This is a genomic window from Alcanivorax sp. NBRC 101098, from assembly GCF_001010505.1.
GTDB classification, from domain to species: Bacteria; Pseudomonadota; Gammaproteobacteria; order Pseudomonadales; family Alcanivoracaceae; genus Alcanivorax; species Alcanivorax borkumensis.
Window position 1 is genome coordinate 144,706 of the sequence record NZ_AP014613.1, and the last position, 17,312, is coordinate 162,017.

The 17,312-nt window shown below is 54.3% G+C and carries 20 protein-coding genes; 14 read left to right on the forward strand and 6 right to left on the reverse strand.

From position 1 onward, the window contains the following. The first annotated feature begins 65 nt into the window (after positions 1-65). The 6 genes from dprA to AS19_RS00690 all read left to right on the forward strand — a co-directional run bounded on the left by dprA (position 66) and on the right by AS19_RS00690 (position 5,030). On the forward strand, positions 66-1,127 hold the full coding sequence (dprA, locus tag AS19_RS00665; protein WP_011587431.1) for a DNA-processing protein DprA: 1,062 nt from the start codon (positions 66-68) through the stop codon (positions 1,125-1,127). A gap of 86 nt (positions 1,128-1,213) precedes the next feature. Beyond that, complete coding sequence (locus AS19_RS00670; RefSeq protein ID WP_046961611.1) at positions 1,214-1,762, forward strand: L-threonylcarbamoyladenylate synthase; 549 nt, start codon at positions 1,214-1,216, stop codon at positions 1,760-1,762. A gap of 29 nt (positions 1,763-1,791) precedes the next feature. Continuing rightward, the gene (gene hemF / locus AS19_RS00675) at positions 1,792-2,700 is read left to right on the forward strand and encodes an oxygen-dependent coproporphyrinogen oxidase (RefSeq protein ID WP_035461537.1); all 909 of its coding nucleotides are present in this window, start codon (positions 1,792-1,794) and stop codon (positions 2,698-2,700) included. Continuing rightward, positions 2,697-3,533, forward strand: a complete 837-nt coding sequence (gene aroE, locus AS19_RS00680; RefSeq protein WP_046961612.1) for a shikimate dehydrogenase — start codon at positions 2,697-2,699, stop codon at positions 3,531-3,533. The genes hemF and aroE overlap by 4 nt, the downstream gene beginning before the upstream one ends. 6 nt (positions 3,534-3,539) lie before the next feature. Continuing rightward, positions 3,540-3,986, forward strand: coding sequence for an ion channel (locus tag AS19_RS00685; protein ID WP_101235032.1), 447 nt, complete (start codon positions 3,540-3,542; stop codon positions 3,984-3,986). A gap of 63 nt (positions 3,987-4,049) precedes the next feature. Then, on the forward strand, positions 4,050-5,030 hold the full coding sequence (locus AS19_RS00690) for a lipid A deacylase LpxR family protein (RefSeq protein ID WP_011587436.1): 981 nt from the start codon (positions 4,050-4,052) through the stop codon (positions 5,028-5,030). A 96-nt stretch (positions 5,031-5,126) separates the two neighbouring features. Here AS19_RS00690 and AS19_RS00695 read toward each other — a convergent pair whose 3' ends face one another. Then, positions 5,127-5,663 (reverse strand): gamma carbonic anhydrase family protein, encoded by a 537-nt coding sequence (locus tag AS19_RS00695; protein WP_041704587.1) that lies wholly within the window; start codon positions 5,661-5,663, stop codon positions 5,127-5,129. A gap of 43 nt (positions 5,664-5,706) precedes the next feature. Between AS19_RS00695 and AS19_RS00700 the strand changes: the two genes are divergently transcribed. From AS19_RS00700 to AS19_RS00715, 4 genes are all read left to right on the forward strand, one after another. Next, complete coding sequence (locus AS19_RS00700) at positions 5,707-5,898, forward strand: hypothetical protein (protein WP_041704593.1); 192 nt, start codon at positions 5,707-5,709, stop codon at positions 5,896-5,898. Then, positions 5,876-7,909 carry an oligopeptidase A gene (prlC, locus tag AS19_RS00705; protein ID WP_011587438.1) on the forward strand — a complete coding sequence of 678 codons (2,034 nt, stop codon included), beginning with the start codon at positions 5,876-5,878 and terminating at the stop codon, positions 7,907-7,909. The genes AS19_RS00700 and prlC overlap by 23 nt, the downstream gene beginning before the upstream one ends. Positions 7,910-7,983: 74 nt before the next feature. After that, entirely contained in the window at positions 7,984-8,184 is a 201-nt protein-coding gene (locus tag AS19_RS00710; protein ID WP_011587439.1) for a YheV family putative metal-binding protein, read from the forward strand. Positions 8,185-8,455: 271 nt separating this feature from the next. Continuing rightward, positions 8,456-9,160 carry a hypothetical protein gene (locus AS19_RS00715; protein ID WP_011587440.1) on the forward strand — a complete coding sequence of 235 codons (705 nt, stop codon included), beginning with the start codon at positions 8,456-8,458 and terminating at the stop codon, positions 9,158-9,160. Between the two features lie 103 nt (positions 9,161-9,263). On the opposite strand, the gene AS19_RS00720 is transcribed toward AS19_RS00715, so the two are convergent. After that, a complete protein-coding gene (locus AS19_RS00720; RefSeq protein ID WP_046961613.1) occupies positions 9,264-10,124 on the reverse strand; it encodes a metal-dependent hydrolase in 861 nt (286 codons plus the stop codon). Positions 10,125-10,305: 181 nt separating this feature from the next. Here AS19_RS00720 and AS19_RS00725 point away from each other — a divergent pair, with 181 nt between their 5' ends. Then, a complete protein-coding gene (locus AS19_RS00725; protein WP_231860898.1) occupies positions 10,306-11,295 on the forward strand; it encodes an AraC family transcriptional regulator in 990 nt (329 codons plus the stop codon). A gap of 109 nt (positions 11,296-11,404) precedes the next feature. Here AS19_RS00725 and AS19_RS00730 read toward each other — a convergent pair whose 3' ends face one another. After that, positions 11,405-12,181 (reverse strand): ferredoxin--NADP reductase, encoded by a 777-nt coding sequence (locus AS19_RS00730; RefSeq protein ID WP_011587443.1) that lies wholly within the window; start codon positions 12,179-12,181, stop codon positions 11,405-11,407. 151 nt (positions 12,182-12,332) lie between these two features. Here AS19_RS00730 and AS19_RS00735 point away from each other — a divergent pair, with 151 nt between their 5' ends. The 3 genes from AS19_RS00735 to AS19_RS00745 all read left to right on the forward strand — a co-directional run bounded on the left by AS19_RS00735 (position 12,333) and on the right by AS19_RS00745 (position 15,323). Continuing rightward, positions 12,333-13,217 (forward strand): LysR family transcriptional regulator, encoded by an 885-nt coding sequence (locus AS19_RS00735; protein ID WP_041704598.1) that lies wholly within the window; start codon positions 12,333-12,335, stop codon positions 13,215-13,217. A gap of 195 nt (positions 13,218-13,412) precedes the next feature. Further along, positions 13,413-14,198 (forward strand): adenosylcobinamide-GDP ribazoletransferase, encoded by a 786-nt coding sequence (gene cobS / locus AS19_RS00740; protein WP_011587445.1) that lies wholly within the window; start codon positions 13,413-13,415, stop codon positions 14,196-14,198. Positions 14,199-14,468: 270 nt separating this feature from the next. Further along, entirely contained in the window at positions 14,469-15,323 is an 855-nt protein-coding gene (locus AS19_RS00745; protein ID WP_046961614.1) for a crotonase/enoyl-CoA hydratase family protein, read from the forward strand. A 106-nt stretch (positions 15,324-15,429) separates the two neighbouring features. Here AS19_RS00745 and AS19_RS00750 read toward each other — a convergent pair whose 3' ends face one another. The 3 genes from AS19_RS00750 to AS19_RS00760 are packed head-to-tail and all read right to left on the reverse strand — an operon-like array spanning position 15,430 to position 17,277. Then, positions 15,430-15,819: a DUF393 domain-containing protein gene (locus AS19_RS00750; protein ID WP_041704602.1), complete on the reverse strand. Its 390-nt coding sequence runs from the start codon at positions 15,817-15,819 to the stop codon at positions 15,430-15,432. Continuing rightward, positions 15,816-16,739, reverse strand: coding sequence for a hypothetical protein (locus AS19_RS00755; protein WP_011587448.1), 924 nt, complete (start codon positions 16,737-16,739; stop codon positions 15,816-15,818). Before AS19_RS00755 ends, AS19_RS00750 begins: the two co-directional genes overlap by 4 nt. Further along, a complete protein-coding gene (locus tag AS19_RS00760) occupies positions 16,726-17,277 on the reverse strand; it encodes a hypothetical protein (protein WP_011587449.1) in 552 nt (183 codons plus the stop codon). The genes AS19_RS00755 and AS19_RS00760 overlap by 14 nt, the downstream gene beginning before the upstream one ends. Positions 17,278-17,312 lie beyond the last annotated feature (35 nt).

Below are 17,312 nucleotides of genomic sequence, written 5' to 3' on the forward strand. Positions count from 1 at the left end.
GGTAGCGCTCACCGCCGGCGTTTCGACGCCTGATAAACCGTCAACGCACACAAGGAGGTGGGCGAATGGACGGACAATTTAAGCGCCTTCTATTGCAGGCGTTGTTTTCCCCCTCTTCAGCGGCCTTGGGGCGCGCTTTGAAACAACACCGGAGCGTCTCTGCTGCGGCCTCTGATTTTCTTCCTCTGTTACCGGCCGGCCTGAAAGAGCGAGCCAGCCTGTTGGACAATACGGGTAATCTCCAGGCGTATTATGAGCAATTGAGCGGACAAGGTTGGCGCTGGATTGCGTTTGGTGATGAAGATTACCCGCCGTTATTAGCACAGATTCATGATCCTCCTGGCGTAATCGCCGTGCGCGGTAACGTAGAGGCGTTGAATTCACCGGCTCTGGCGATCGTGGGGGCGCGTAATGCGTCTGCCGATGGCCTAGATAATAGCCGCCGATTTGCTCGCAAACTGGCGGCAAGTGGATTTGTAATTGCTAGTGGGTTGGCGTTGGGTATTGATGCTGCGGCACATCGTGGTGCGGTCAGTGCTGGGCGCTCGGTGGCAGTAATGGGTAATGGCCCGGATCGCATCTACCCGCCCCGTAACGGTTCGTTGGCTGAAGAAATTGTGGATACTGGGGGTGCGCTGGTGTCGGAATTCGCGCCGGGCGCGCGTCCGCTTCCGGCACAGTTCCCAATGCGTAATCGTGTTATCAGCGGTCTCAGCCTGGCGACTATTGTGGTGGAGGCCGCCATTAAAAGTGGTTCGTTGATTACTGCACGTACCGCGCTGGCTCAAAACCGAGAGGTCTTTGCGATTCCGGGCAGCATCCATAATCCGCTCAGCAAGGGATGCCACCAGCTACTGCGTGATGGCGCCAGCTGGCTGGAGTCCGTGGACGATATATTTCAGGCTTTTGGTGATTTTCAGCGCAGTGTCGAGGCCGCCGGGATTCACTGCGAAGCGCCAGCATTGCTGACCCAGCTCACCAGTGGGGTTAATTCTCTTGACGCACTACAGGAGCGGACTGGCTTGCCGGTCGCGGCGCTCGCTGGGCAGTTGGCGGATTTGGAGCTGGAGGGCTGGGTGGAACGGGTGGCTGGCGGGTATCTTAAGCGTCAGGGGAGCGAAGATTGAGCAGGCAAGGTCTTTCCATGGATTCCCACGCTTGAGTCCCTGAGCTGTGCAGGGTAATTTGCCGCTTTTGCTTTCAGGGCTTTGTCATGGATCAGCATCTGCTCAGTGCGGCACAGATCATTCAGGAAGGCGGCGTTGTGGCCTATCCTACCGAGTCCGTTTATGGTCTGGGCTGCGACCCTTTTAACCGAAACGCGGTTATGCAGTTGCTAGCCATCAAACATCGGCCGGTGAGCAAAGGGCTGATTCTGATTGGTGAGAGCTTGGCGCAGTTGGGGCCGTATTTGCACCTGAACGAACAGCAATCGGCTCAGTTGGAGAAAAAATGGCCGGCTCCGATAACGTACCTGGTTGATGCTAGTGATCGCTTGCCTGCCTGGGTGCGAGGGGAGCACCGTAAGGTGGCGGTGCGGGTGCCGGACCACCCGCTGGCGCGGCAGTTATGCCAGCTGGCCGGTCAGCCGATCATTTCCACCAGTGCCAACATCAGTGGCCGCCCGGCAGCGCGTAATCGTTATCAGGTGGCTCGCCAGCTGGGTAACCAGCTCGACTTTATTGTCAGTGGTGCCTGTGACCGGGCAGCCAAACCCTCTACCATTATTGACTTGGAAAGTGGGCGCATCTTGCGACCATGAACACACCGATAGCCCCGGGGGAGAGCACCATGTCAGAGGTTTCGCTGCAGGCGGTGAAAGACTACCTGTTGGATTTGCAGGACCGAATTTGCGATGCGCTGGGCGCTGAAGACGGCGCAGCCACTTTCCGTGAAGATAGCTGGGAGCGGGAGCAAGGCGGGGGTGGTCGTAGTCGGGTGCTGGAAAATGGTGCCGTGATTGAAAAGGGTGGAGTGAATTTTTCCCATGTGTTCGGTGAGCAGTTGCCGCCCTCGGCTACTGAGGCGCGCCCGGAGTTGGCCGGCCGTAGTTTTCAGGCCATGGGCGTGTCACTGGTGATTCATCCGAAAAATCCCTACGTTCCTACTAGCCATGCCAATGTCCGCTTTTTTGTAGCAGAAAAAGAAGGCGAAGCCCCTGTGTGGTGGTTTGGCGGCGGCTTTGACCTAACGCCTTATTACGGCTTCGAGGAGGACGTGGTGCACTGGCACCAGACTGCTAAAGCTGCCTGCCAACCATTTGGTAAGGAAATCTATCCGGAATTCAAAACCTGGTGTGATGATTACTTCTATCTCAAGCATCGCAATGAACCGCGCGGGGTGGGGGGGCTGTTTTTTGATGATCTGAACCGGTTTGATTTCGATACGAGCTTTGCCTTGATGCGCAGCATCGGTGATGCCTATGTTCCGGCCTATCAGCCGATTTTGGCGCGCCGTAAAGATCATGAATTTGGCGATCGCGAACGCCAGTTTCAGCTGTACCGCCGTGGTCGTTATGTGGAGTTCAACCTAGTCTACGATCGCGGCACTATCTTTGGCCTGCAGTCTGGTGGCCGTACCGAATCAATCCTAATGTCGCTGCCGCCGTTGGTACGCTGGGACTACGATTACCACCCCGAACCGAACAGTGCCGAGAGTGAGCTTTACCATAAATTTTTGATTCACCGGGAGTGGGTATGAGCGGAGAAAAAGACAGGGCGGATACCGGGTTATATTGTGTCTTTGGTAATCCGGTAAGTCACTCGCGTTCGCCAGAAATTCACCATGCATTCGCTGCCCAGCATAGCGACCCCGTGCAATATGAAAAACGCGAAGCGCCCTTGGATGATTTCGCAGGGGCGGTGCAGGCCTTCCGTGAGGCCGGCGGGCTGGGGGCAAATGTCACCGTTCCTTTTAAGGAGCAAGCCTTTGCGCTGTGTGATGCCATCACCGAGCGGGCAGACCAGGCCGGTGCGGTGAACACCCTGTGGTGGGATGGCGATCAGCTGCATGGGGATAACACCGATGGCGCGGGCTTGGTAAAAGATATCCGTGATAATCAGGGTTGGACAATTCGTAAGAAGCGGGTGCTTATTCTGGGTGCGGGGGGTGCTGTGCGCGGTGTGCTGGGGCCGATACTGGCGCAAGAGCCCACCTTGTTGCGCATTGCTAATCGCACCAAGGAGAAAGCCGAAGCCTTGGCGGGCAACGTCATGAAAGGAGAAGGCCCACCCGTGCTGGGGGGGGGCCTGGATAACCTCATGGGGCAGTTTGATCTGGTAATTAATGCGATTTCGGCGGGCTTGCACGGTGAGATGCCCGCCTTGCCTGATGGTTTGCTGGCAGAGGGCGCGGTGGCCTACGACATGGTTTATGGTAGTGAGCCCACCCCGTTCATGCGCTGGGCAGAGCAGCAAGGGGCTGCGGCTACAGCGGATGGTTTGGGTATGTTAGTTGAGCAGGCCGCGGAAGCATTTGAAATCTGGCGGGGCTGGCGTCCGAATACCGCGCCCGTCATGGCCTCGTTGCGTTAGCAGCCCATGGCTGACGGTACAGTAATGTATGAGGTCGTGTACGCGTCTGTGGTCAGTCTGATCATGGTGCTGGCTACGGTGATGTTGCATTATTGGACCTTGGCTAGCCTGTCAGGCTTACTTAAGCGCTGGAAAAGTTTCCGCGGCGAAATCCTGGTGGTGGTGATTGTTATGTTCGCGGCTCACATGGTGGAAATAACACTCTATGCTTGGGTGTATCTGCTGTTGGACGTGGGAGATACTGCCATGAGCATTGGCGGGGCGGTGAACGGCAGTTTTTTGGATCACCTGTATTTCTCTGCCGCCTGCTATACCTCTTTGGGGTTGGGGGATCTATTTCCAGTGGGAACCTTGCGTCTGATTGCTGGGGTAGAAGCCCTGAATGGTTTGATATTGATAACGTGGTCAGCATCGTTTGCGTTTTTGGTCATGCAGCGTCGTTGGCGTTTTTAACCCCCCTGTGCGTTGGGGGACGGCTCATCATCAGGGCCGCTTCACATTGATGCCGAGTGAAATATGTTTCTGCGCTTTATTCTGTTGTTAGGCGTATTGCTGCCAGTAAGTGTTATAGCTTCTACATTCGGCTTGTCCTGGGATAATGACTTGTTTGTTGGTTCTGACGGGCATTACACCAATGGCGTGCGTATCAGTTGGGTGGGAGAGGCTCACGACCATTGTGAGAGTAATAGCAATGTTACCTGTGGAGTGGCGGATTTTTTATCGCCCTTACCGGGGATTGCCTTCCGTGATGATCAGCATGCTCTGACGTTCAGCTTAGAACAGATGATGATTACGCCTAAGGATATCAGTCAGTCCGCCCCCAATTACAATGATTTACCTTATGCGGGATACAGCAACCTGGAAATGGGGCTGTTCAGTTGGGATGACGATAGCCTGGTAGGGTACGGCATGCGACTTGGTGTAGTGGGTCCGTCTTCGGGCGCGGAGCAAAGCCAAAAATTGGCCCACAAGGTCACCGGGTCTGATGAGCCGCAGGGGTGGGATAACCAGTTGGGCACGGACTTGATTGGCGGCCTCTATTTCATTAATGCCCGCCGTTTCAAACAGTTCCAGTGGGATTCAGCGCTTCAGGGTGAGCTCGGTTATGCCTGGGGTGTAGATGCCAACAATTTTCACGGGACCAGTTCCGCCGGTGGCTTCTTTCGTGTGGGTCACAATCTGCCGCGTAATTTTATTCCTGACTATGCGGGTATTGGTACAGCCGGCTCATTGGTTGGGCTGTTTGATGGCACAGGCTTCGGCTGGGAAGTTTTTATCTCCACTTTTGGTGAGTATATTGGATATTCCTACCTGGAGACCCACGCTAGGCAATATAACGTGGAAACGCGCGACGGGGTGTTGGGTGTGACCGCGGGCGGCGGCGTTCACTGGGATACCTTTTCGTTCACTTTGGCAATACAAAGCTCCACCTCGCCTCTGCGCAGCCGGGATGAAAGCGCCAGTTTTGGCAACATGTCGTTCATGTGGAAAATTTAGCTGTGAGCTTGCTTACGTGCGATCAGGAAAGTGAACGAAGGGAATAATCACCGATTAGGAAGCGCTTAATTTTTGCTCAGCTACTAGATGTTCTGATTATTGGCTGCTTTTCAAATATCGATCTTTCAAGCGCACATAATTACCCGCCACATAAGGCAAAAAGGTTTTTTCTTTCTCGGTGAGCGGACGGATTTTGCGCGCGGGTTGGCCGCGATACAGGTGGCCGCTTTCAAGGTTTTTGCCGGGCCCAACCAATGAGCCGGCGGCGACAATCACATCGTCTTCCACAATAGCACCGTCCATAATGATTGCCTGCATACCCACCATGACCCGGTTGCCGAGGGTGCAGCCGTGCAACATGGCTTGGTGAGCCAGGGTGACATCGTCGCCGACCTGCAGCCCGAAGCCGCCGGGATTGAACGGGGAGTCGTGAGTGATGTGTAGTACAGCGTTATCCTGAATGCTGACCCGGTTACCGATACGAATAGCGTGCATGTCGCCCCGAATCACAGCCTTGGGCCACACCGAACAATCGTCGCCCAGTATGACCTCGCCAATCACGGTGGCGTCCTCATCTACAAATACCCGTTTCCCCAACTGCGGGGCCTTGTCTTCAAAGCGGCGAATCCCCATCACTGATACACTCGATAGTTCATTTCAATGGCCAGGGACGAGCATGCAACGCCAGCCCGCCCGTATAATGTTAGCCATACTGATCTTGCTTGGCGTTTTTCTGCTAAGCAAGTGGCTGGTATTCCAGATGCTGTTGCAGCCGGACGACACTGCTCGTCACCGGCTGCCGCCCGCGCAGACACACGCTGAACCCGAAGCAGGACAGGACACCCATGAGCAACAATCCGCTGATTGATTATCCAGCACTTCCCCCTTTTTCACAGATCCGGCCAGAACATGTTCTCCCTGCCGTGGAGCAGCTGGTAGCAGAGGGCCGTGCCCGTATCGAGCAGGTGCTGGCCGAAGGTAATTTCGATTATGACCACCTGGTACAGGCATTGGATCAGGAAGATGACCGTCTCGGTAAAGCATTTGGCCCGGCCGGGCATTTGAATGCCGTGGCCCAGAATGAAACCTTGCGTAATGCCTATAATAGTTGCCTGCCGCTGCTTAGCGAATACGGTACTGAAGTGGGGCAGAATACGGCCCTTTGTGCTGCCTATCAGGCGCTGCGCGATAGCGATCAGTGGGCCACGCTGAGTGAAGCCCAGCAAAAAGATATCGACAATACTCTGCGCGATTTCCGTTTGTCCGGTGTGGACTTGCCGGAAGAAAAGAAAACGCAATACATGGAAAATTCAAAACGGTTATCTGAGTTGACCAGCAAATTCTCGGATAACGCGCTTGATGCTACTCAAGCATGGAGCAAACACATCACCGATGAAAATGAACTCGATGGCTTGCCCGAAAGCGCGAAGGCCGGCGCCGCAGATCGGGCTAAAGCAGAGGACAAAGAGGGTTGGCTACTGACCCTGGACGCCCCGGTTTTTATTGCGGTGATGAGCCACTGTAAGAACGCAGAACTGCGTAAAGAGATATATACCGCTTGGACCACCAAGGCCTCTGATCAAGGTCCACAAGCTGGCCAATTTGATAATGCGAAAATTATCGATGAGATCCTGGCGCTGCGACATCAACAGGCTCAGCTATTGGGTTTCGCTAACTACGCGGAAAAGTCTTTGGCGACGAAAATGGCCAGAGATGTTAGTGAGGTTGTACAGTTTCTCGAAGACTTGGCGCGCCGCGCCAAACCCCAGGCGGAGCAGGAGCTAGCGGAACTCAAAGCGTTTGCTGCCGAGCAAGGCGTGGGGGATTTGAATCCATGGGATATTGGTTTTTGGAGTGAGCGTTTACGCGAAGCCCGCTACGATATTTCAGAAGAAGAGTTGCGCCCCTGGTTTCCGGCAGACACGGTAATCAATGGCATGTTTTCGGTGGTCGGCAAGCTGTTCGGCATTCAGTTTAAACAACGCAAAGACGTGGACACTTGGCACGAGGATGTGCGCTTCTACGAGTTGGTGGATGACGATGGAGGTGTCCGTGCGGCGTTCTATCTGGATATGTATGCCCGTACTGGCAAGCGTGGGGGGGCTTGGATGGATGATGCTCGCATCCGTCGTCGTCAGCCTGATGGCAGCGTGCAGACCCCGGTGGCTTACCTGACCTGTAATTTCGCCCCGCCGGCTGGTGGTAAGCCGGGTTTGTTGACCCACGACGAAGTCGTGACCCTGTTCCATGAATTCGGCCACGGTTTACACCACATGCTCACCGAGCAAGATGTGTCCGGTATTTCCGGGATTAATGGTGTGGCGTGGGATGCGGTGGAGCTGCCTAGCCAGTTTTTGGAAAACTGGTGCTGGACCGAGGAAGGCATTGCTCTGATTTCCGGTCATTATCAAACTGGCGAGCCGTTACCGAAGGAAAAGCTGGAAAAAATGCTTGCCGCAAAAAACTTTCAGGGTGCCATGCAGATGGTGAGGCAGATTGAATTTTCTCTATTTGACATGCGCATCCATGCTGAATACCAGCCGGGGCTGAATATTTATCAGATATTGGATGAGGTGCGCGAACAAGTAGCAGTGATTCGGCCGCCCTCATTTAACCGTTTCCCCAATAGCTTCGGGCATATTTTCGCCGGTGGTTATGCCGCAGGTTATTACAGTTACAAATGGGCAGAAGTGTTATCGGCGGATGCCTATTCTCGCTTTGAAGAAGAGGGCGAGTTCAACGAAGAAACCGGACGGGCATTTCGTACGGAAATTCTTGCCAAAGGCGGTAGCCGCGAACCCATGGAGCTTTTCAAGGCGTTCCGTGGTCGTGAACCGAGCGTAGAACCGTTGCTACGTCATTGCGGGATTAATGGATAAAATACCTGATACCGAACGCCCGGAGTCGACGCGAATACGTGTGGCACCGGGCGCTTGGCGTTAACTAGAGAGAGATGATGAAACGCCAATTTATTGCTGGTGCTAGCTGCCCTGAGTGTGGGCAGATGGACAAGATACAGCGCGTCATAGAGGGTGATCAGCAATGGATGGAATGTGTTGCCTGCGGCGCCCGAAAAGACCTAGACGAAAAACCACCGCAAGCCACTGATGCATTAGCCCGGCCGGTAACCTTACAGCCTAGCTCGAAAAAATAGCGCTACCTGGTGAATAAACTGGCGCGGTGTGCATGCGTCTTCGCTACCCGCCAACATTTTATGTGATGCCCCGTGTTCTGCAGACTCTAAACGTGGAGCTTGTCGTTGGACAAGTGATAGCGATCTCTTGCTCCACCTGATCTCATACAAAATGAATAAAAAATTAACGCAGTAGTCCGACATTATACGGTAATGTTATCTTTTTAGTGCTGCGGCGCATTTTTAATCGGGGGAAGGTATGGGGTTAATGACGCAATGTCGATTTGCCTAGATGGCAGGTTTTTCTGCTCTGGCTATGCTGCAGGGTTGTTCCCTGCTGGAAGTACCCATGGTTGCGGCAATGAAAGCGCCGGATCACGTTTATATCCATGAAGATGCAAAGGTCGGTGACAAGTCGGTTATAAAAAATCCAGCCAGAGGACACCAGATTATTATCTGGGAAGTGTTGCAGGAATTTGATGACGGTTATGAAGTAGGGCTCTCTTGGCAGGATGAAACGGGGCGGGTGATGGCGCTGGGCATGGAACCGGGTCTGCGCCGTCAATTTGTTATCGACAAAGAGGGCAACGTGAAATCCGCCAAGGCGAAATCGGTGCGCTTTGGTCTTGCCTTGCCCATGGCGGTAGCGGCGCCAGGGACCTATGTGAAATCACGAGAAACCATCGAATTTGAAACCCCCCAGGTAATTACCACCCCGGCTGGACAATACACCGTTACCCACGCGCTAGTCTCAGAGTTCGATACTCTGTTGCTGGATAACAAGACTATCGACCTGATCGGCCCGGACGTGAGTTTTGGCGTGGTACATAGCGACCAAGACATCTCCAGTAATGTGCTAGCGGCAACCAACCTGTATGTCGAGATTGCCAAGTTGCAGACGCAGGCGTTTGATCCGACACGCTTGAATAGCGTGCTTACCTCGATTCGTGAGGGAGGGAAGATTAAACAGAGCTTTGATCTGGTCGAAGTGGAATGAGACTCCCCGGGCGCCGGAGGCTATAAAACACAATTTTTTAAATTGGTATCTGTGACTTAAAGCATCAGGCGCCCGGGCGTGTAGTCTCCTGAAAAAATGAAAATCAGGCCCAGTTACCGAGCCATTTTTTCTTGGCTTTTTCCACAAGGTCGCGGGAATCGTGCTGCCAGGGATGGAAGCTCGGGCTGTAGAATCTGAAGTAGGAGGGCAGCAGCTTGCGGAATACCCCAGGTTTGCCCCACATATAATTGAGGCCGCCCAGCCACGACTTCACATTGGTCAACTCGCCCTGTTCCTTCATTAGTTGTGCCAAATGCAGGGTAGAAAAGAGCGGGAATAGAACGCTCACGAAGGCCATTTCTGTGATGCGGGTGAGTTCACTGCCCCCGATTTGCTTGTACACATCAAACGCCACTGCCTTGTGCTCGGACTCTTCAATGGCATGCCAAGCCCAGATCGGCGCCATGCGCGGATCCATTTCATCCAGAGCGCTATACTTGAGCAGAAACTCCTCGGCCATTAATGCGGTGAGATGTTCCACTGCCACGGTGTGGGCCAGCTGCCGTTCCGGCGACAGGTTCTTGCGCATCCAGTCCATAAAAACCTGAATTTCACGATCTAAGCGGCCAAGGCCAACCCCTCGCTCTTCCAGGTAGCCATTGAGCAGTTTGTGCTCTTTGGAGTGGTGGGCTTCTTGGCCGATAAAAGCGTGTACCGCCGTTTTCAGCTCCGGATCGTTAATGCGGTCTTGGTAATGGCGCACTGAGTTGATGAAAAATCGCTCTCCGGCGGGAAAGCTGGCAGACAGGGCGCTGAGCATCAAGGTTTTAACCGGGTCGCTATCCCACCAGTATTTAGGCACATCGTCAGCTAGGTCGAACTCCGGGCGGCGGACGGTGGGAATCATCATGGCCGGTCGGCTATCGGCGGGATTATCGTGAAGCGGCTTTGCCGGTGCATTCATATTGAGCCTCCTGGCGGAAAAGGAACGGTGGGAGTTGGCCTATACGGTACTGGTGAGTGCAGTGGGGGCGTGAGATGCTTGGCGGACAAAGCACTTGTCATTGGTGGCCAAATTGATTGAGCCGAAAACAACCATACCCTGGACACAATTCCCCGACTGGACTCGCCAAAGGAATCAGCCGGTGACCTATCCACGCATGTGTGTGGATGTGGCTGTTCAGCGGGGAGTCGATCGGGATACGCTGCTGGCGCGGGCCGAGTTAGCCCCGTCACGGTTGGACGACCCCTCTGGGCAAGTGTCTTTGCAGGAGACCGTTCAGGTATTTGCGGCCGCGGCAGCCTTGACCGGCGACAACGGCATTGGCTTGGCCGTGGGGCAGCGTATGCCTCTGACTGCCCATGGCAACTTAGGCTACCTGCTCATGTGTGCGGGTACCGCTCGGGAAGCGATTGGCCTGCTGGAACGTTTCTGGGACCTGCGGGGCCGTAGTGCCGCCCTTGAAGTAAAGGTCGAAGGTAGCGGCCTGTTTTTTGAGTTGCTGCCGGAAGTGATGTTGCCAGCCACAGTGCGAAATCTGGTGCTGGGCTCCATGCTGGGCAGCATGGCCAGTGGCATGCGGTTTATCCTTCCGGGCCTGTCGCTGATGCCGGAAATTTGGTTGCAGGGCGAGCCGATGGCGTCAGCCCAAACCCTGGACGATAGTGTGGTTTTGGTGCGTTATCGTCAGGCTAGGGCAGGTATATGGGCGGCGGATGCGGTGCGGTGGCTGGACAGCCCGTTGCCCACGGCAAACCCGGAAGCATTGAGTCAGGCTTTGATCCAATGTGAGCGGGAGAGTGTCTTATTGGCCCCAGGCGATACCCTGCTGCGTCAGGTGCGTGAGCTGTTAGTTCTCGATGCTGAGGGCTACCCGACGCCGGAGCAGCTTGCCGAACATCTACACCTAACATCACGTACCTTGCGGCGCCGTTTGCAGGAAAGGGGGCTGGGCTTTCAGTCGCTGCTAGAAGAAACCCGACGCCGTGACAGCTGCCATCTGCTGGCAGCGTCCGATATGGAAATTCAGCGTATTAGCCAGTTGCTGGGCTTTGCCGACCCTGCCAATTTCACCCGCGCTTTTAAGGTCTCGATGGGCATAACGCCCAGCCAGTGGCGAGAGCGGCATGCCTAACGAAGTTTTTGCGTTGCGGAGAATGAGGCAGACCCCAAAAAAGTGGCGGTGAACGTCAAACGCTTGCTATCGCGTATTGAATACAGCGAAAAACATGTTGCGTCTTGTGTTATTTCTCTACAAACGCTCGTTCGATCACGTACTCACCCAGCTCGCCACCGCGGGTTTCCTTGAAGCCCCAGTCGTCGAGGATCTTGGTGGTGTCTTTGAGCATGGCCGGGCTACCACACAGCATGAAGCGGTCGTTTTCCAGGCTTGGTTTGGGCAGGCCCAGGTCCTCGAAAATCTTGCCGCTGGTCATCAGGTCGGTGAGGCGACCTTCGTTGCGGAACGGCTCTCGAGTGACGGTGGGGTAATAGAGCAGTTTGCCGTTAACGAACTCACCGAAGAACTCGTTGTTTGGCAGCTCGTGTTCAATGGTGTCCTGGTAGGCCAACTCGGAGACATGACGCACCCCGTGGGTGAGAATGACGCGGTCGTACTGTTCGTACACCTCCGGATCCTTGATGATGCTCATGAACGGTGCGAGGCCCGTGCCAGTGGATAGCAACCACAGGTTTTTGCCCGGCAGCAAGTGGTCGGCGACTAGCGTGCCGGTGGGCTTGCGGCTCACGTAGATCTTGTCGCCCGGCTGAATGTTTTGCAGCTGGGACGTCAGCGGGCCGTCTTGCACCTTGATGCTGAAAAATTCCAGTTCTTCCTCATAGTTCGCGCTGGCAATGGAATAGGCGCGCAGCAGTGGGCGGCCGTTGTCCTGCTCCAGACCAATCATGGTGAAATGTCCGTTTTTGAAACGGAAACCCGGGTCCCGGCTGGTGGTAAAGCTGAACAGGGTGTCGTTCCAGTGGCGAACGCTTTTGACGGTTTCGGTATTCAAATTAGACATAGTTAAATCAGCGCTTATTCCAAAATTCCAGATGGTGGAAATTTAACCGAATGGAGATTATCGGTAAAATGGGTTATACCGATAGATCTTATCGGGGAATCCGATATCATTCATTTAATAATAATTCTCATTCAATCATAAAGAGATGGTCATGCGCTATACCCTCAGGCAGCTGGAAGTCTTTCTGGCCATTGCGCACTTTGAAAATGTGAGCCATGCGGCTCACCATCTGAGCATGTCTCAGTCGGCGGCTTCCGGGGCACTTAAGGAACTGGAAGGCCTTTACGATATAAAATTTTTTGAGCGGGCCGGCAAGCGATTGAAGCTCAATGAGCTGGGCCGCCAGTTCTGGCCCCGTGCAGAAGCGCTGCTGGCCCAGGCCCGTGAGCTGGAATCCGATCTGCAATCCCGCCGGGACTTGGGACGTCTGAATGTGGGCGCCACTCTGACCATTGGCAATTATCTGGCGGTGGCGATTATGGCGGATTACATGGCTCAGCAGCCCGGCGCCCGGGTGCACTTGGAGGTGGCTAATACTCGCTCCATTGTTGATCGGGTGCTGAGCTTTGAGCTGGATCTGGGCCTGATAGAGGGTGAGCTGAATCATCCAGATCTGGAGCTGTTACCTTGGCGGGAGGACGAGCTGGTGGTCTTCTGTAGCCCGGATCATCCGCTATCAAGTAAGCAAGCGCTTACTGATGAGGACCTGCGCGCGGCCCACTGGATTGTCCGTGAGTCGGGCTCGGGTACTCGTCAGACCTTCGAGCGGGCTTTGCATGGCCTGGTGGCTGAGTTAGATCTGGCCCTAGAGCTGGAACACACTGAGGCCATTAAACGGGCGGTGGAAACAGGGTTGGGGATTAGTTGTCTGTCGCGGGTGTGCTTGCAAGAGGCGTTCAAGCGAGGGTCTTTGGTGGAGTTGTCGGTGCCACACCGTGACTTCAATCGGGAATTCTATTTTGTGTTGCACCGCCAAAAGTACCGTAGCCCGGGGATCGAACGATGGCTGGAGTTATGCCGCGCTTCCGTGCAGTAATGTGTCGCAGCGCCAGGCCGTTGCGTTGTTTTGGCCAGCGGGGGGATGCCCCCGAGGGCGAGAGGAAGGCGTTCTTTCTCGTCTCCACGTCGCATTTTATCATTAGCCTGGGCGCCTAGTTGTGCGCCTTGTTCGGTATGGCGTCGCGCAGCGGGAAAAGAGATAGCCTTATCGTGATTGATAGCAGGAAGCCTAATGAAGAAGCATCAAAGTCATCACCACGCGCAGCAAAGGTTTACCCACAGAGACTGGCAAGAAGAGTGGCAGGCGTTCTGGCTGGCGGTGGGTTTTCTCACCCGAATACCGATGCTGGTACGTATTGATTACAGCCAGACCTTAATGAATCGCTCCAGCGTGTATTTTCCTCTGGTGGGGCTGTTGCTGGGCGCGCTGTACGCGGGCTTATTTGTATTGCTCGATGCTTTCTGGGCCACTGGAATTTGTGTGGCGCTAATATTGGTGTTCCACCTGTGGATCACCGGGGCTTTTCATGAGGATGGGCTGGCGGACAGCGTGGATGCGCTAGGGGGTGGCTATACCGTGGCCCGGCGCCTTGAAATCATGAAAGATAGCCGCATTGGCACCTATGGGACGGTGGCGCTGATCATGGCGTTGGGGTTAAAGGGCCTGTTGCTGGCGGAGGCGAAAACGGTCTGGCTTGCCTTATTGCTGAGCCCGGTCGTTAGCCGGTTAACGCCATTGTGGTTAATGCGATATTTGCCGTATGTAACGGATCCAAATACCAGTAAAAGCAAACCGGTGGCAGAAGGGTTTAGTACGCAGCGGTTGTGTGTGGCTACCGCGCTGACCGTGGTTGTGGCGGCTCTGGCGGGTGCGGTAATTCCTGCGCTGTTATCTGTTGTTGTGGTGGCGTTGCTGTGGGGTGGATATCTTTGGCGACACCTACGCGGCTATACCGGTGATACGCTTGGGGCCAGCGTGGTGTTGTGCGAGCTGGTGTTCTTATTGCTTTGGGGATGAGAGATGAATTGATCATTGCGTGCCTTGAAAGCACGCAGAGGAAAAACGGCGCGCCAGCTCCCCGCGCCGTTTTTTATGGTGTTTCTAGGAACACTAAATGGTGGTTAATGGATTGGGTACTAATGGTGGGGGGGCGAATTCTAAAATGTCGTCATGAGCACAGTTTAGTGCGTGATCGGATCTGTTCAATGTGGGCAGATTGGGTAAGGCTGTGTTGCAAATGCCGGAAGCCATTGGCAATGGTGCTTATAACAATGGGAGAGAAGACGCATGTCTGCGTTACCTGAATACCGCTCGTTTGATGTTGCCGTGCAAAATTTTATTGCCCACGTGCAATTCAGCCGTCCTGAATCGCTGAACAGTATGAACAAGGATTTTTGGCTGGAGTTGCCCCGTTGCTTGCGGGATATAGAGGCGAGCACTGATGCTCGAGTGGTGGTGATTTCTTCCACAGGCAAACACTTTTCTGCGGGCATGGATTTGGCGGTGTTTTCGGATCCTAGTGGTGCCCCAATGGGAGGGGACCCGGGACGAATGGCAGAGAACCTTCGCCGGGTGGTGCTGCAGCTGCAAGATTGTCTGAGTGTGCTCGAGCAGGTGCGAATTCCAGTGCTGGCAGCGATTCAGGGAGGCTGTATTGGTGGCGCATTGGATTTGGTGTGTGCGGCGGACAGTCGTTACTGCACAGAGGACGCGTTCTTTACCATCAAGGAAACCCCGCTGGGTATGACTGCGGATGTGGGTACACTTCAGCGTCTGCCTAAGTTGATGCCCCAAGGCCTGGTGAGGGAGCTGGCCTATACCGGTCGCAAGTTTGGCGCCCAAGAGGCGGCGGAGCAAGGGCTGGTCAATAGTGTTTACGGTAATACGCATGACATGCTAGCGGCCGTGATGGGCATTGCTGCGGATATAGCTGCGAATTCTCCGCTGGCGGTGATGGGCTGCAAGGAAATGCTTAATTACAGCCGTGACCACAGTGTTGAGGATAGCCTGAAATACATGGCTACATGGCAAGCGGGTATGTTCCGGCCCGACGATATGATGTTGACCTTTCAAGCCCAGGCGAAGAAAGAACAGGCGCAATACCCGGATTTGATGCCCATCAAAGAATTGTTTGAGTCTTGATCCGCCCTGAACCGGTGAGCCGCTAAGTATAGAAAAATCTGTGTTTAGCGCACCACGGTATTCGATATGCTGGTAAGGGGTTTGGAGCGGGGTAAATGGGTAGAGGTTAGTGGGTATTTAGCGGCTTTTTCCCCATAAGAAACAGCAGTGTGTTGCGGCATATTTTAAGCACAGGATAAAGGCAACGAGACAGCTTGCGGGAGCGAAACACAAAAGCATTAATGCAATTAAATAGGCCGCTTGGGCTGCTGAGTAAGGCGATATGGTGCACCGCATCGGCGCCATGGAGATAGTGACCGTTGAGGAGTAATACCATGCCGTCATCCAAGGAAATGCCCTTTTCCTGCATATGGGCTACCCATTGCGGCGCTTGGCGGGCATCAATTAGATGTAATGGCCCAATCGTGTTACGGAAACGGATAAAGCGCACATAGTTACGGCAGGCGGGACATTCGCCATCGTAAACCAGATAGGTGTCGTTTGGATTGGGGATCATGGGGAATAAACCAAGAGGCTCAGCCAAGGAAACTCGTAGATACAAAGTAACAGGAATAACCCCAAGTAGCCTAGCCTTAAGCCGGCCACGTCGTTAGGCACCAGACAATATCCCCAAATGATGATCAACCAGCCAAACCCGATGACCGGAGCTACTGCGTAAACAGGAATGATAAAAGCCATCAACAGCAGATGTTTGAAAATTTCACCGCGCCGGGAGAGTGGAAGCAGTAACATGACGGCAATGGCAATTTGGTCTACATAGTTGACCCAAGTAATCACCAACGCCAAGCGATGCAAGGCCTCAGAGCTGTGCAGTGTGGCGGTGGGTTGGTCGGCAAGTAAGGGGTCTAGTGCCCGTACATAAAGTTGGCGGTTTTCAGAGAAAATATCGCCATCCATCCCCGTTACCAGTGAGCCCAGAGCACTAAAGCGGCTATCTGTCATGAGAATAAACTCAAAGAAATCGCCACTTAGGTAATCCGGAGAGAGGGTTTTCTGTACCACGGCCATCATCATGGTGAAGAAAAGCAGATAACGAGCACAGCGCCTTAGAAAAGCGGGCCGATCAATCGTGTTGTCGAATGCTAGAAACAGACTGAATACCCAGTAACAAAGCAGGTATTTGTGGTTATCCGCGTGTGTCCAGTTCAACCATAAGGCTGCGGAGCTGAATAAAAAGACCACAAACCAGAAGGGGCCTTGTCGCAGTAGCGCTGGCCAGACCAGGTAACTGATGACCAACAGTTGGAAAGGGATGGCGAAATAGACATGGGGAAAGCCATGAAAAATCAGGATGCCCAGAGTTAAAGCCCCAACGACGGCAAGAAAATCCTGTTGCTCCCGGCCACACAACTTTTCCAATAGCGGCGACGTGAGGGTGGTGCTCAGTCGCCGGTTGATGGCGTCAGTGTTTAACACGGCAGCCCTCCGCGTTATTCCAGTAGGCGCTGCCCAGAGGGGTGCGGGTAAGGGCGCCGGTGGGCACGTCAAGCAAGGTTTTCCATGCCACCAGCTGCAAGCCTGTTACGGCTAGAGGCTGATGACTGCTGGTTTTGTCTCCGGAAAGGCCGGCGACAGCGTAGCTGCGCAGGGTTTGGTCATTCAGGGTAACGGTTCTCACGGTGCCACTAGGTAGCCACACTTTGTTGGCTGCATAGTGACAAAGGGATAGAAGGTTCTCTATCGTCGGCATGGCATTGAAATGAGCAAGTGGCCGACCTAAAGCTTGGCTGTTGGCAAGAAATTGTTGCTCTGGGGTTTCAAGCATAATCGAAACTACCCGGGTGCCGGGGGCATCCTGGGTGGAGAACATGCCCATGCCTCCGCCTTTCCACTGGGACAGGTCGCTATAGGTTACGTGGTAGAAATGGTTGAAAAGAATCGCCAGAGAGCCCGCCATCAGTAAAAGGAAAAGGCGCGCTTCTGCATACTTTCTGCTAGAAAAAAACTGTTTCATTTTGGCGGGGATGGGCCGCCCAAGCGGGCGGCCCG

Excerpts from the sequence above, each read along its gene's own strand:
- dprA (WP_011587431.1), top strand. The coding sequence starts at position 66 with ATGGACGGACAATTTAAGCGCCTTCTATTGCAGGCGTTGTTTTCCCCC.
- AS19_RS00670 (WP_046961611.1), top strand. The coding sequence starts at position 1,214 with ATGGATCAGCATCTGCTCAGTGCGGCACAGATCATTCAGGAAGGCGGC.
- hemF (WP_035461537.1), top strand. The coding sequence starts at position 1,792 with ATGTCAGAGGTTTCGCTGCAGGCGGTGAAAGACTACCTGTTGGATTTG.
- aroE (WP_046961612.1), top strand. The coding sequence starts at position 2,697 with ATGAGCGGAGAAAAAGACAGGGCGGATACCGGGTTATATTGTGTCTTT.
- AS19_RS00685 (WP_101235032.1), top strand. The coding sequence starts at position 3,540 with ATGGCTGACGGTACAGTAATGTATGAGGTCGTGTACGCGTCTGTGGTC.
- AS19_RS00690 (WP_011587436.1), top strand. The coding sequence starts at position 4,050 with ATGTTTCTGCGCTTTATTCTGTTGTTAGGCGTATTGCTGCCAGTAAGT.
- AS19_RS00695 (WP_041704587.1), bottom strand. The coding sequence starts at position 5,663 with ATGGGGATTCGCCGCTTTGAAGACAAGGCCCCGCAGTTGGGGAAACGG.
- AS19_RS00700 (WP_041704593.1), top strand. The coding sequence starts at position 5,707 with ATGCAACGCCAGCCCGCCCGTATAATGTTAGCCATACTGATCTTGCTT.
- prlC (WP_011587438.1), top strand. The coding sequence starts at position 5,876 with ATGAGCAACAATCCGCTGATTGATTATCCAGCACTTCCCCCTTTTTCA.
- AS19_RS00710 (WP_011587439.1), top strand. The coding sequence starts at position 7,984 with ATGATGAAACGCCAATTTATTGCTGGTGCTAGCTGCCCTGAGTGTGGG.
- AS19_RS00715 (WP_011587440.1), top strand. The coding sequence starts at position 8,456 with ATGGCAGGTTTTTCTGCTCTGGCTATGCTGCAGGGTTGTTCCCTGCTG.
- AS19_RS00720 (WP_046961613.1), bottom strand. The coding sequence starts at position 10,124 with ATGAATGCACCGGCAAAGCCGCTTCACGATAATCCCGCCGATAGCCGA.
- AS19_RS00730 (WP_011587443.1), bottom strand. The coding sequence starts at position 12,181 with ATGTCTAATTTGAATACCGAAACCGTCAAAAGCGTTCGCCACTGGAAC.
- AS19_RS00735 (WP_041704598.1), top strand. The coding sequence starts at position 12,333 with ATGCGCTATACCCTCAGGCAGCTGGAAGTCTTTCTGGCCATTGCGCAC.
- cobS (WP_011587445.1), top strand. The coding sequence starts at position 13,413 with ATGAAGAAGCATCAAAGTCATCACCACGCGCAGCAAAGGTTTACCCAC.
- AS19_RS00745 (WP_046961614.1), top strand. The coding sequence starts at position 14,469 with ATGTCTGCGTTACCTGAATACCGCTCGTTTGATGTTGCCGTGCAAAAT.
- AS19_RS00750 (WP_041704602.1), bottom strand. The coding sequence starts at position 15,819 with ATGATCCCCAATCCAAACGACACCTATCTGGTTTACGATGGCGAATGT.
- AS19_RS00760 (WP_011587449.1), bottom strand. The coding sequence starts at position 17,277 with ATGAAACAGTTTTTTTCTAGCAGAAAGTATGCAGAAGCGCGCCTTTTC.